This window comes from Rhizobium sp. AP16, from assembly GCF_000281735.1.
Taxonomy (GTDB): domain Bacteria; phylum Pseudomonadota; class Alphaproteobacteria; order Rhizobiales; family Rhizobiaceae; genus Rhizobium; species Rhizobium rhizogenes.
Map to the genome: position 1 here is coordinate 1 of NZ_AJVM01000053.1, position 13,115 is coordinate 13,115.

A 13,115-nucleotide genomic window follows, 5' to 3' on the forward strand; every position below is an offset into this window, starting at 1 on the left:
GTGCCAACGGCTGTCGGAGGCCGAGCCGTAGAGCACGCCATAAGCCAGAAAAAAGGGAACCGAGAGCCACGAGCCCCAGAAATAGATACCAAGCCCCGCGAAGATCGCCATGCTGCCCAGCCAGATGGTCGTGTCGCGAATGGCGGCCTTGTCGGAGCGCTGCATCAGCGCCTTCATCTCCTTGCGGGGGATCTCCGTGTGATACCACTCCGCCGCCGCCAGCCCGGTTTCGACGGCCCGCTTGCCGCTCGGGCCAAGCAAACTGTAATCGCGTTTGATTGTCTCAGTCATCTCTTCCTCCCGCGATACGCAAAAACAGCGCGCCGCACCTCATGTCGAGAAGGATAGGCCTAGTTTTTTCTTGCCTCAATGCAGGAATGATGGAATCTATCAAAAGCAATCATTCTAGCATTTCATTATTGATAGAACACCTCAGGAGCCGATATGCGCCGCCCCACCATCTCCGACCTCGCAAAAGCATCCGGCGTCAGCGTCGCGACGATCGATCGCGTACTCAACGGGCGGCACCGCGTCCGAGAGGAAACGGCCCGGCGCGTCTATGAGGCTGCACAATCAATCGGCTATCATGCGGTGGGCCTGCTACGGCAGCGCGTTTTCGAGGACCTGCCGCAATACCGGCTGGGCTTCGTGCTGCAAAAACCGTCGCAGCCTTTCTATCAGGCCTTCGCCAAAGAGATTACGGCGACGGCGCAGACCGTCGCCACCGCACGCATCCATGCACAGGTCGATTTTGTCGCTGCATCCACACCGACGGCGATCGTCGAGAAGCTGAAAGCCATGGCTGCGCGGACCCAGGCCGTTGCGCTTGTCGCACCCGATTATCCAGCGGTAACCACCGCAATCGAGGAACTGAAGGAAAAGGGGATCCCCGTCTTTTCGCTCCTATCCGACTTCGCGACGGGCGTGCGCGAAACCTATATCGGCGTCGACAATCGCAAAGTCGGGCGCACGGCAGCCTGGACCATCGCCAAGTCGGCGGATCGCCCAGGCAAGGTCGCCTGTTTTGTCGGCAGCCATCGCTTTCACGGCCATGAACTGCGCGAAATCGGCTTTCGCTCCTATTTTCGCGAGAATGCGCCTGATTTCGAGGTGCTGGATACGTTGATCAATCTCGACACTGCAGAAATCACCCATGAGGCAACACTGAATCTCTTGCAGAAACATCCCGATCTCATCGGTTTCTATGTTTGCGGCGGCGGCATGGAGGGCGCGATTTCCGCCATCCGTGAGGAAGGGCTTGCCGGTAAGCTGGTCGTCGTCGTCAACGAACTGACGCCGGAATCGAAGGCGGCGCTTGCGGATGATGTCGTCACCATGGTGATCGGTACGCCACTCCCCTCGCTCTGCAAAGAGCTGTTTAGCCTGATGATCGGCGCTATCGAGCGCGGCGAGGCGGCCATGCCGGGGCAATCCTTCCTGCCCTTCGACATTTTCATCTCGGAAAACATCTAGCCGAAAATGATGGAATCTCCTCATTGCACGGATATTTCTATCATCAATGATGGCCGATGCTCGCGCTCGGCGATAGATCGGCAGCGCGATTCTGGGTAGTCATCTGTGGCATGTACGGCCGAGCAAATGTCCCGCCGGCCGACGAGGAGGAATACCCGCATGAGTTCCATTCGCTTCGCGCTCAATCACATGTGCGCGCCATCCCTGTCCCTTGAAGCCTTCTTCTCCGCGGCGAAAAGCCTCGGTATCGACAGCGTCGAAATCCGCAATGACCTCGCCGGCAACGCGATCATCGACGGCACGCCGGCGGCGGCCGTCAAGGCGCTTGCGGCACAGTATGGCTTGACGATCATTTCGATCAACGCGCTGCAGCGCTTCAACGAGTGGAATGAGGTCCGCGCCCAGGAAGCGGCCGAACTTATCGACTACGCACGCGATTGCGGCGCCAAGGCGCTGGTGCTCGTTCCCGTCAATGACGGCAGCGGTCGTGAGCCGGAGGCCCGGCAGCGGAACCTCCTGACAGCATTGACAGCACTGAAGCCGATGCTGGATGAAGCCGGGATCATCGGCCTGGTCGAGCCGCTCGGTTTCGAAATCTGCTCGCTAAGCTCGAAGACGGAAGCCGCCGCCGCAATCAAATCCCTCGGCGCCCAATCCACCTTCCGTCTCGTCCACGACACTTTCCATCATCATCTTGCCGGCGAAACGGCCACTTTCCCCGAGCTCACCGGCCTGGTGCATGTCTCCGGTGTCAGCGATCCCGCCGTCTCCATTTCCGACATGCTTGATGCACACCGCGTCCTGGTCGATGCCAATGACCGTCTCGACAATGCCGGCCAGATACGGGCGCTGCTGTCCGCCGGCTATGCCGGCCCCTTCTCCTTCGAGCCCTTTGCAGCAGATGTGCATGCGCTGAAGGAGCCTGTGGACGCGCTGAGGCAAAGTATGGCCTATTTGTCGGGGCAGGTCTGATGGCAGCGACGCGAGAGTCCGATCGGATCTCGCCAATCAATCGTGTGAATGTGGCCCATGATCATGTGGGCCATGTTCCGACGGTATGAGATGCAAATTCCCGAAACGCACGCCGCGCTGGGTCACTACGCTATCGGCGAAGGACTTGATTTCGCCGACCGTACCCTTCAGCACGGAGACCTCAAGGCAATCGTGCCCGTCGACATGGACATGCAGTGTCGAAACCGAAAGGTCATGGTGATGATGCTGCGTTGTCGTCAGGCGGCGCGAGAGATCGCGGGTCTCGTGTTCATAGACATAGGTAAGCGTGGCATAGCACTTCGTTTCGCTGTCGACGGCTGCCTGTTCGCGGGTGACGGCGTCACGCACAAGATCGCGCAGCGTTTCCGAGCGGCTGGCATAGCCGCGCTGTTCGCTGATCTTGTCGATCGTCTCCAGAAGATCGTCATCGATGGTAATGGTGATGCGCTGCATCTCTTTCCCCTTTTGCGAATACGCCGACTAGAGAAAATTTTAGCAGGAATTGCAACGGCATCCGCTGCCCGTTATTCCCTGCCTCGGAAGCGGCGCTGATAGGCGGGATCGTAGAGCGAGCTTTCTCGGAAATCGTCGACGGTGAGCGACGGGCCGACGAAGATCAGTGCAGTGCGCTCGATCGGCTCGGCAGCGACCTTGGCCTCGATCGTGGCGAGCGTGCCGCGCAGGATGCGTTCGTCCGGCCAGGAGGCCTTGACGACGATCGCGACCGGGCAATCCGCGCCATAAATCGGCGTCAACTCCTCGACCACCTGCCCCAACGCATGGATCGCCAGGTGAATGGCAAGCGTCGAACCCGTAGCGCCGAATTTTTCCAGCGTTTCATTGTTCGGCATCGGGGAGGCCCGGCCGGAAACCCGCGTGAGAACAAGACTTTGTGCAACGGCGGGGATGGTCAGCTCACGCCCGAGCGCAGACGCCGCTGCCGCAAAGGCGGGAACGCCGGGGGTCAGCGTGTAGGGGATATCGTGTTTTTCCAGGCGGCGGATCTGCTCGGCGACAGCGCTCCAGACAGAGAGATCGCCGGAATGCAGGCGCGCGACATCTTGGCCGGATGCCGCCGCTTTCAGATATTCAGCCTCGATCTCGTCCAGAGACATCGGCGCGGTGTCGACGATGCGGGCGCCGGGCGGGCAATATTGCAGAAGCTCCGGCGAAACGATCGAGCCGGCATAGAGGCAGACCGGGCACTTGCCGATCAGATCCCTGCCACGCACGGTGATCAGGTCAGCCGCACCCGGTCCTGCTCCGATGAAATGCACCGTCATTCCGTTCCCTCATTTCTCATTCTTTGACCCAGGACCACTGCGTCACCGGCATAGCCGGCCGCCAGCCGGTCATTTTTCCGATGGGCGCGGCACGGGCAATATCGATACGGATCAGCGAGCCGCCGCGCCGGGCATGTTCGGCAAGCAGGATCGCCTCCATCTCGGTCGTCACCGCATTGGCGACGAGCCGCCCACCCTTCCTCAAGCCGCCGATGGCCGCTTCCATGACGCCGGCGTCGCTGCCGCCGCCGCCGATGAAGATCGCATCAGGCGTGGGCAATCCGGCAAGCGCATGCGGCGCCTGTTCTTCAACGACGGAAAGCCCCGGCACACCGAAGCTTGCTGCATTGTGGCGGACGCGGGCGGCACGGTCGCTGGAGGTTTCGATGGCGATGGCGCGCATCGAGGGATCGGCGAGCATCCATTCGATGGCGATCGAGCCCGAGCCAGCACCAATATCCCAGAGCAATTCACCCCGGCGTGGCGCAAGCGCCGAGAGGGTCATCGCCCGGATTTCCCGCTTAGTGATCTGGCCGTCATGCTCAAACAGGTGATCATCAAGCCCGGCGACGAGCGGCAGGATGCGCGCGCCCTCACTGGTGACGACATCGATGCCGCAAACGTTCAAATCATTGATGTCGGAAAGCGCGAAATCGGCAGCTTTCTGCGTAGACACACGCTCACTCGGACCGCCCAGAGCTTCAAGAACCGTCAGCTTCGATTGGCCGAACCCGTTTTGCTGCAGCAGGTACGCAAGATCCGCCGGTCCCTGCCCATCTGAGGTCAGGGCCAGGATCTTGCGGCCCGTATGCAGATGCGGACGGATAAGGTCGAGCGGTCGACCATGCAGCGAGAGGATAGTGACATCCTGCAACGGCCAGCCTAGACGCGAGGCGGCGAGGCTGAAAGAAGACGCTGCCGGGATGACTGTCATTTCCGAGACGGGGATATGTCGCGAAAGTGTCGCGCCGACGCCGTAGAAAAAGGGATCGCCAGAGGCGAGGATGACGGTCGGCTTTCCGCGCAAGGCCAGCACTGCCTCGACCGATTTTTCGAAGGGGCTCAGCCAGGCACGCGCCTCGCCCTTGATCAAAGGCCGCATGAGGTCGATATGCCGCGCACCGCCAAAGACGACGGGAGCCGATGCAATCAGCCGCTTGGCTTCGTCGCCAAGCCCGGCTGGACCGTCTTCGCCGATGCCGATAAGAGTGAGCCAGCGTTGAGCGGAAGGTATCTCAGACATGGGCGGAACCCGCATTCTGATCTTGGGTGGCACGACAGAAGCTCGCCGGCTGGCGCAGGCGCTGGCATCTCGCGCCGACCTCGATGTCATCCTGTCGCTGGCGGGGAGAACCGCCGATCCGGCTCCGCAGCCGGTTCCCGTTCGCACCGGCGGCTTCGGCGGTGCCGAGGGTCTCGCCCGCTACTTGAAGGATGAGGCCATCGATCTGCTGATCGACGCAACCCATCCCTTCGCCGCCCGCATTTCCGCCAATGCCGTCGATGCCGCCGGTCGCAGCGGCATTGCTGCCTTCGCGCTCCGTCGACCCGCCTGGTTGCCAGTCGACGGCGATCGCTGGCGCCCGGTGCGAAGCGTTGCCGAGGCGATTGCGGCGCTCGGTCCTTCTCCCCGCCGCGTCTTCCTGGCGATCGGCCGGCAAGAGGCCCATCATGCCAATGCCGCGCCCATCCATCATTATTGGGTGCGCAGCGTCGATCCGGTCGAGCCGGTTCTGACAGCGCCTGATGTTACCTATATCCGCGCCAAGGGTCCGTTCCGCCTGGAAGACGAACTGGCGATGCTGCGGGAATACTGTATCGATGCGGTTGTCGCCAAGAACAGCGGTGGCGATGCCACCTATGCGAAGATCGAGGCTGCGCGGCAATTGGGTATCGAGGTGATCATGGTCGAGCGCGCGCAGGCCACCGGCTTGCCGGCTGTCGAAACTGTCGAGGCTGCGCTGAACCATATCGATCATCTCGCCTCTTCCTTGATGAAGCGCGGCGTATAGACCAGATCGGGCTTTCCGTCACGAGTGATGACGCGCGTCTCTGCAGAGCCGATGATCACGCAAGTCGCCATATCGGCATATGATGCCTCGGCCGCCGCCAATCTCGCAACCGCGATGCGCTCATCCGCTCGCCCGGCGGCGCGGCCGAAGATGACGGGCGTTGCAGCCGGCAACACCTCGCGCAATATCTCGAAAGCCTTGCCGAGCTGCCAGGGGCGTGCCTTGCTGATCGGGTTGTAAAGAGCGATCACTAGTCCTGCCTGTGCGACCGAGCGAAGCCTATTTTCGATGATAGCCCAGGGCTTCAAATTGTCGGACAGCGAAATAGCACAGAAATCGTGCCCGAGCGGCGCGCCAATGCGCGCGGCAACGGCAAGCATGGCGGTAATGCCCGGGACCACGACGAGATCGACATTACGCCATGTGTCCGGCCCACTGTCGATCGCCTCACACACCGCCGCCGCCATGGCGAAGACACCGGGATCGCCGCCGGAAACGACACAAACATTGGCACCCGCCACGGCCCGCTCCAGCGCTGCCTTGGCGCGGTCTAGCTCTTCGCGGTTATCGGAGGCATGGCGGATCTGATCCGCGCGCAACGATAGGCGATCGAGATAGGGGCCGTAGCCGAAGAATTCGGTCGCATCAGCTGCTGCGGCCAGCGCCTCCGGCGTCATCTGCTCCGGATTGCCGGGACCTGTTCCGATGATCGACAGACGCCCGCTCATGGCTTTCCTTCCCAACCGGGAACGAGGATCAGCGAGAAATAGGGGGCTTCGATATCCGCTCGGCTGGCAAGCGGCGTCATCGCGCCGTTCATCATCGTGCCACGCTCGACATAGATGGCCTCATCGAGCCGTCCAGCCGTCTCGAGCGCACGACGGATTTTCGGCAAGTTACGGCCAACCTTCATGATGACGGCGGCCTGGGTATCGCCAAGACGGCGGGCCAGTTCGCTTTCAGCCATCGTGCCCGGAAGCACGGAAAGCACGTCGTCTCCCTGCACCATCGGCAGCCCGGCGAGCGACCAGCAGCCGGACATGGCCGTCACACCCGGAATGACTTCCGTCGGAAAACGATCAGCAAGACGCACATGCAGATGCATGTAGGAGCCATAGAAAAGCGGGTCGCCCTCGCTGAGCACCGCGACGGTTTTCCCGTCCCTCAGATGCGCCGCAACGATTTCGGCCGAGGCATCATAGAAAGTGGTGATCTGACGATTGTATTCCGGCGTGTCCTTGCCGATTTCCGTCGTCACGGGATAGTAGAGCGGCAGCAGTGTCACCTCTACTCGCAGCAGATCCTCGACGATCGCGCGGCCATTGCCGCTCCGCCCCTGCTTGGCGAAATAGGCGACGACGTCAGCCGCCTCTAATGCCTTCACGGCCTTGACGGTCAAGAGATCCGGATCGCCGGGGCCGGTGCCGACACCGATCAGCCGGCCGGTGGAATGCGCGTTCATAGGCCGGGCCTCGCCAATGCATTGAGGGCGGCGGCGGTAATGGCGCTACCACCAAGCCGGCCACGGACGATGGCATAGGGAACGCCATAGGAATTTTCAGCCAGCGCGTCCTTGGATTCCGCAGCGCCTACGAAGCCGACAGGCATACCGATGATGGCAGCCGGCTTCGGCGCGCCGTCGCGCAGCATTTCAAGCAGGTGGAACAGCGCCGTCGGCGCGTTGCCAATGGCGACGACGGAGCCGGCCAGGCGATCGCCCCAAAGATGCATCGCGGCAGCCGAGCGGGTGTTACCGGTCGTCTTCGCCAGCTCCGGCGTGCGCGGATCATGCAGCGTACAGATCACCTCGTTGGCCGCCGGCAAGCGAGCGCGGGTGACGCCATGCGCCACCATCTCGGCATCGCAGAAGATCGGCGCGCCACGCGCGAGGGCTCCGCCTGCGGCGGCGACGAAATCGGCTGAGAAGACGAAATGCTCGGATGCCTCGACCAGGCCGCAGGCATGGATCATGCGAACGGCGACATCAGCCTCCGCTTCTGAAAAGCGCGACAGATCAGCCTCGCTGCGGATAATCGCGAAGGAGCGCTCGTAGATCGCATTCCCCTCGCGGATATAATCATAGTCTGGCATTCCTACCCCTGTCGTAGTGCTGTAACGACCGCATCGGCGCCAAGCCGTGTAAGACAGTCCTCCGCCGATTCGCCAGCACCTTTATTATTCCGTACCAGCCGGTTCATCCGCGCGAGTACCGATTTCAGCTCTTGTTTTCCGATGTAGGCCACGGGCTCGCTCGATGCCGACCCATTTACGACAATCCCGTAGCCCGTTGGCGCACCGACAATGGTGAGCGCTGCCTTGCCCGGATGGGCGCAGCCTTTGCGGCAGCCGGAGAGATGCACGGTCAGCGACCCGTCGAGCAAATCCGGTGCCTTGTCGAGCACATCCGCAGCCGCCAATTTCGTGGGATAGAAGGCGGAGGCACAGGCTCCCGCCCCGGAACAGACGTCTATTTGGTTCGACGGATCATCCGCGCGCGTTCGAAAGCCATGCTTGGTCGCAGCCAATTGAACTTGCCGGGCCGCTCCGTCATCAAGGCCCAGCACCAGCAGGGAGTGCTCCGGCGCGGTCCGGATTTCATTTACTCCGGCAGCTTCAGCGATGTCGAGGAAATTCAAAATATCTCCGGCATGGATCTGTCCGAAGGATGGACGCAGGCCAAGAATGAAACTGCTGTCGCCAAGACGATGAATGCCGATCGGCGAAATCGGCCGGTCGGCAGCATTGAATGCACGGTCCTGCATCGAAGAAAATCCTGCCCGCAGGCTGGCTACATCGAGATCGCGGCCGCGTGCATTCGGCCCAAGATGGGCCAGCGTTTTCAGCAGCTCGACAACAGCCGGAATGGACTGCTCAGCGGACAGAGATGCAAGAACCTTCGCTGTCTGCGCCGTTCCGCCTACTGCAAGGCACCATGCGGTCGAACCGCCGTCAGCTCTTGTGGCCGTCAACCTTATATCCGCCGACATCGCATCCAGCGTCAGTCTCCCGCCGCCATCAATGATGATGGTTAGCTTGGGAGCCAATACTGGTTGAGGATCGAGCGCTGCGATCGCCAGACGAAGCCGCATGGCCATGTCTCGCGCATCGGCGACCTCCAGCGAGTCCAGCCCGCTGAGCGGCGGGACCTCGATGGCAACACCACTCTCCGGCACAATACCGGCACGATCGATGTCCGCCGCGAGACCGGCCATGCTGTCGGCAGTCATGCCGCGCAGTTGAAGATTGCCGCGCGCCGTGATCTCGATCAGTCCGTTGCCATGGTTCGCAGCCGCCTCGGCGAGTGCACGAAATTGTGCGATGGTCAGGCCCGGCATTGTCGGGCGCAGGCGCACAAGCAACCCGTCGCCGGTCACCATAGGGGCGCTGAGCGATGGGCAGGCGCCACGGGCCATCGACGGTGCATCCGGAGCACAGGCAAGGGTATCGGCCGCCTGTCGTGAGGCGACGTCGTGCCTTTCCATCCTGTACCTGTCGGCCACCGCCATGAGACAACCCTTATGAAGGTCATGTCCTGACATAATCCGCATCGGCGGGCAAATAATTTGGCGGTTCACCCCGTCTCATGCCTGATCATCGAAGTCCTGGCCCTTACGAAGCAGATAGATATCCATGATCCAGCCATGCCTTGCCCGCGCTTCCGCCCGGGTTGCGACGATACGATCCGACACATCGGCGAGCCGGCCGGCAATGGTGATTTCATCTTCGGTACCGAGATAGGCGCCCCAATAGATATAGGCATCGGGATCGTCGATCTTGCTGAAGGCCTGCTCGCCGTCCAGCATGACGACGGCGGTTTCGACCATGCCCGGAAAGCTTTCCGCCAGCCGGCGGCCGGTGGTGATCTGCACCGGTTTTCCAACGAGATTGAGCGGAATGCGATGGCTCGCCGTCAGCGCCTGGATGCTGGTGATGCCAGGAATGACGCTATAGTCGAGGGCAATGCGCTTGCGCGCGCTAACCCGTTCGATGATGCGGATCGTACTGTCATAAAGGCTCGGATCGCCCCAGACCAGGAAGGCGGCACTGCCGTCCTCCGGGATATGATCCTGGAACAGCCGCTCATAGGTTGCCGAAAGCTCCGCGTGCCAATCATCGACGCTCTGGACATAGCTGCGATCCGCGGTCTGGCGCACCGGTACGGCATAGTCGACGACGCGGATGGTCTCTCTCGTGACATAGCGCTTACAAATCTCCCTGCGCACCTCGGCAAGCTCTGCCTTGGCCGCGCCCTTGCTGGGGATGAAGATGATATCGACCTTGTTCAGGGTATTGATCGCCTGCACCGTCAGGTGCTCGGGATTACCCGTTCCGATACCGACAATATAGATGTGCCGCATGTCCACGCCCTCGTTCCATGGGCTGTGTGCCGGAAGCGAGGGGTTATTTCAAGTGTGGCGAGCGTGCAGTTGACCACAATCTCTTGGAGGCTGTGATACCCCGATAATTTCGCCTTTTTGGATATTTGAACGATCCCGTGATGCTATCCAGCAAAACTCAAGGTCCAAGCCCGGCAATGGAGCGTCCCGCGGCGCGGCCGGAAAAGAGGCAACCACCCAGGAAAGTTCCCTCCAGCGCGCGATAGCCGTGCATGCCACCGCCGCCAAAGCCAGCGGCCTCCCCGACCGCATAAAGGCCGGGAATAATGTCACCGCGACCGTCGAAAACGCGGGCGTCGAGATCGGTTTCCAGACCTCCCAGGGTCTTGCGGGTGAGAATATTGAGACGTACCGCGATCAGCGGACCGTGGGCAGGGTCAAGGATCGGATGCGGCTTGGCAGTGCGCCCGATCTTGTCGCCCAGATAGCGACGGGAATTGTGAATGCCCATGATCTGGGCATCCTTGGAAAAGCGGTTCGCGATCTGCCCGTCGCGGGCGCGGATCTCGCGATCTATCTTTTCCAGCTGCAGCAGTTCCGATTTAGCAAGGCGGTTCATGCCGGCTACGAGGTCCGGCAAGTTGTTGGCAACCACGAAGTCCTCGCCGTGCTGCTTGAACGCCTCTACCGGTGCGGGCGCCGTCTTGCCGAGGGCCCGGCGTATCACCAGCTTCCAGCTTTTGCCAGTAAAATCCGGGTTCTGTTCGGATCCGGAAAGAGCGAATTCCTTGCGGATGATGCTCTGGTTCAGGATGAACCAGCTATAATCATGGCCGGTAGACATGATGTGCTGCAGACTGGTCAGGGTGTCGTAGCCGGGATAGTTGGGCTGGGGCAGCCTGTTGCCTTTGGCGTCAAACCACATCGACGATGGGCCGGGGAGAATTCTGATCCCGTGGTTCGGCCAGATCGGCGCCCAGTTCTTGAGGCCTTCGGTATAGTGCCACATCCGGTCTCTGTTGATGAGACGGCCACCAGCTTCCTCGGCAATTCCGATCATTCTGCCGTCGACATGTTTCGGAACGCCCGAGACCATCGTCTGCGGCGGCTTGCCCAATCTCTCCGGCCAGTTTTGGCGCACGAGGTCGAGATTGCCGCCGATGCCGCCCGACGCCACAATGACGGCGGCACCGGTCAGTTCGAAATCATCCACTTCCACACGCGAGGTTTCCATGCCGCGACTTGCATCGCTCTCCTCCAGGATGGCGCCCGAAACGCCCGTGACAGCGCCGTTGACGATAACGAGCCTGTCGACGCGGTGCCGCCATAAAAACCGGATCAGGCCCTTCTCCGCCGCTGCTCGCGCACGCCGCTCGAACGGTTCGACGACGCCGGGTCCTGTTCCCCATGTGATATGAAACCGGGGAACGGAATTGCCGTGGGAGGTCGCAGCACCGCCTCCACGCTCCGCCCATCCGACGATCGGAAAGATGCGATGGCCCATGGCGCGCAGCCAGCTGCGCTTCTCGCCGACCGCGAAGTCGACATAGGCTTCCGCCCAGCGCCTCGGCCAATAGTCCTCATTGCGATCGAAGCCTGCTGTGCCCTGCCAATCCCGCCATGCGAGATCGCGCGAATCCTTGATGCCCAACCGCCGCTGTTCCGGTGAATCGACGAGAAACAATCCCCCCAGCGACCAGAAAGCCTGCCCTCCGAAATTCTGTTCCGGCTCCTGATCCACAACGATTACCTTGCGGCCAGCATCCGCAAGCTCAGCCGCGGCGACGAGACCCGACAGGCCGGCCCCCACGACAATGGCATCGGCAGACAATTTTTCCATCGCATCCTCCCAAAACGCGAATTTCTCTTACTATAGTTGTATCGTGGCGAGAACTCCGCGAAAGCAAGATCGATGGCAGCCAAGCCGGTATGTTCGATTAAAGTAGGGTGTTCCCACAGATAATCGCCGCGCTTTAGAGCGTTTCCGCATTTTTCTGAATCGGGCCGGATTCCCGAATCGACTTTGTTCTGATTCAATGATGCTGGCTGGGTGGAGGCCAGCATCTCATGACGGCACCTTTATCGAATGATCTTCGTGAGCGTGTTGTTGCCGCCGTGTTGAGCGGCGAGAGCAGCCGTGCAGTGGCGGCTCGTTTCGAGGTCGCCGTCTCTTCGGTGGTGAAGTGGTCCCAGCGTTATCGCGCGACCGGATCGGTTCGTCCGGGCAAGATGGGGGGCCATCGCAAACGCATTCTGGAGCCACATCGTCGTTTCATTGCTGAGCGGCTTGATCAGAACCCGCATCTGACGCTGCATGGCCTGAAGGCCGAACTGGCATCGCGAGGCATTACCGTCTCTCACAATACGATTTGGGAGTTCATCCGCAGCGAAGGGCTGCGCTTCAAAAAAAACGCTGTTCGCCCTTGAACAGGCTCGTGCCGACGTTGCTCGCAGAAGAGAGCGGTGGAAGACCTTGCAACATCATCTCGATCCTGAACGGCTGGTCTTCATTGACGAGACGTGGATCAAGACCAACATGACACCCATCAGGGGCTGGGGACTAAAGGGCAAGCGTCTGCGGGCGTTTACGCCGCACGGCCACTGGCGCACGCTGACATTCCTGGGTGCGTTGAGGAGCGATCGGCTGGCAGCGCCTTGTGTCTTCGACGGGCCGATTAACGGCCAGTGCTTTCGCGCCTATGTCGAGCAGCAGTTGGTTCCTATCCTCAAGCCAGGCGATATCGTCATCATGGACAATCTCGGCAGCCACAAGTCGGCGGCCATCCGGCAGACAATCAAAGCAGCCGGAGCACGGCTCTGGTTCCTGCCGCCCTATTCGCCGGACCTCAATCCAATCGAGCAGGCCTTTTCGAAGATCAAGCATTGGATGCGCCAGGCACAAAAGCGGACCATCGACGACACCTGGCGTCATATCGGCAGCCTGGTCGAAACAATCCAACCCGACGAATGCTCAAACTATATCACAAACGCTGGCTATGCTTCCGTCAAAACATGAA

General features: G+C 61.1%; 13 protein-coding genes and 1 pseudogene. 4 read left to right on the forward strand and 10 right to left on the reverse strand.

Annotation, left to right across the window (positions count from 1 at the left end; all coding sequences use genetic code 11):
- Positions 1-291, reverse strand: a pseudogene (locus PMI03_RS16025) (fatty acid desaturase); the annotation flags it as partial.
- A gap of 153 nt (positions 292-444) precedes the next feature.
- On the opposite strand from PMI03_RS16025, the gene PMI03_RS16030 reads away from it, so the two are divergent.
- Positions 445-1,473: a LacI family DNA-binding transcriptional regulator gene (locus PMI03_RS16030; RefSeq protein ID WP_007695059.1), complete on the forward strand. Its 1,029-nt coding sequence runs from the start codon at positions 445-447 to the stop codon at positions 1,471-1,473.
- A 159-nt stretch (positions 1,474-1,632) separates the two neighbouring features.
- Positions 1,633-2,445 carry a TIM barrel protein gene (locus PMI03_RS16035; RefSeq protein ID WP_007695060.1) on the forward strand — a complete coding sequence of 271 codons (813 nt, stop codon included), beginning with the start codon at positions 1,633-1,635 and terminating at the stop codon, positions 2,443-2,445.
- 36 nt (positions 2,446-2,481) lie between these two features.
- On the opposite strand, the gene nikR is transcribed toward PMI03_RS16035, so the two are convergent.
- The 3 genes from nikR to PMI03_RS16050 all read right to left on the reverse strand — a co-directional run bounded on the left by nikR (position 2,482) and on the right by PMI03_RS16050 (position 4,992).
- Positions 2,482-2,919, reverse strand: coding sequence for a nickel-responsive transcriptional regulator NikR (nikR, locus tag PMI03_RS16040; protein ID WP_007695061.1), 438 nt, complete (start codon positions 2,917-2,919; stop codon positions 2,482-2,484).
- A 71-nt stretch (positions 2,920-2,990) separates the two neighbouring features.
- Positions 2,991-3,749: a precorrin-4 C(11)-methyltransferase gene (gene cobM / locus PMI03_RS16045; protein ID WP_007695068.1), complete on the reverse strand. Its 759-nt coding sequence runs from the start codon at positions 3,747-3,749 to the stop codon at positions 2,991-2,993.
- Positions 3,750-3,765: 16 nt separating this feature from the next.
- The gene (locus PMI03_RS16050) at positions 3,766-4,992 is read right to left on the reverse strand and encodes a bifunctional cobalt-precorrin-7 (C(5))-methyltransferase/cobalt-precorrin-6B (C(15))-methyltransferase (RefSeq protein ID WP_039974194.1); all 1,227 of its coding nucleotides are present in this window, start codon (positions 4,990-4,992) and stop codon (positions 3,766-3,768) included.
- Here PMI03_RS16050 and PMI03_RS16055 point away from each other — a divergent pair.
- Positions 4,991-5,761, forward strand: a complete 771-nt coding sequence (locus tag PMI03_RS16055; protein WP_007695078.1) for a cobalt-precorrin-6A reductase — start codon at positions 4,991-4,993, stop codon at positions 5,759-5,761. The two genes, PMI03_RS16050 and PMI03_RS16055, sit on opposite strands and share 2 nt — an antisense overlap.
- Here PMI03_RS16055 and PMI03_RS16060 read toward each other — a convergent pair.
- The 6 genes from PMI03_RS16060 to PMI03_RS16085 all read right to left on the reverse strand — a co-directional run bounded on the left by PMI03_RS16060 (position 5,725) and on the right by PMI03_RS16085 (position 11,938).
- Positions 5,725-6,489 (reverse strand): precorrin-3B C(17)-methyltransferase, encoded by a 765-nt coding sequence (locus PMI03_RS16060; RefSeq protein WP_007695080.1) that lies wholly within the window; start codon positions 6,487-6,489, stop codon positions 5,725-5,727. The two genes, PMI03_RS16055 and PMI03_RS16060, sit on opposite strands and share 37 nt — an antisense overlap.
- Complete coding sequence (locus PMI03_RS16065; RefSeq protein ID WP_007695081.1) at positions 6,486-7,223, reverse strand: precorrin-2 C(20)-methyltransferase; 738 nt, start codon at positions 7,221-7,223, stop codon at positions 6,486-6,488. Before PMI03_RS16065 ends, PMI03_RS16060 begins: the two co-directional genes overlap by 4 nt.
- Positions 7,220-7,852 carry a precorrin-8X methylmutase gene (locus tag PMI03_RS16070; protein WP_007695083.1) on the reverse strand — a complete coding sequence of 211 codons (633 nt, stop codon included), beginning with the start codon at positions 7,850-7,852 and terminating at the stop codon, positions 7,220-7,222. Before PMI03_RS16070 ends, PMI03_RS16065 begins: the two co-directional genes overlap by 4 nt.
- A 2-nt stretch (positions 7,853-7,854) precedes the next feature.
- Positions 7,855-9,267, reverse strand: a complete 1,413-nt coding sequence (gene cobG / locus PMI03_RS16075; protein WP_007695085.1) for a precorrin-3B synthase — start codon at positions 9,265-9,267, stop codon at positions 7,855-7,857.
- Positions 9,268-9,342: 75 nt separating this feature from the next.
- Entirely contained in the window at positions 9,343-10,119 is a 777-nt protein-coding gene (gene cobF, locus PMI03_RS16080; RefSeq protein ID WP_007695087.1) for a precorrin-6A synthase (deacetylating), read from the reverse strand.
- Between the two features lie 157 nt (positions 10,120-10,276).
- Positions 10,277-11,938: an FAD-binding dehydrogenase gene (locus tag PMI03_RS16085; protein ID WP_007695089.1), complete on the reverse strand. Its 1,662-nt coding sequence runs from the start codon at positions 11,936-11,938 to the stop codon at positions 10,277-10,279.
- A gap of 227 nt (positions 11,939-12,165) precedes the next feature.
- Between PMI03_RS16085 and PMI03_RS16095 the strand changes: the two genes are divergently transcribed.
- A protein-coding gene (locus tag PMI03_RS16095; protein ID WP_085997453.1) for an IS630 family transposase occupies positions 12,166-13,114 on the forward strand; the annotation gives its coding sequence in 2 pieces (ribosomal slippage) (positions 12,166-12,501 and positions 12,503-13,114; 948 coding nt in all).
- Position 13,115 lies beyond the last annotated feature (1 nt).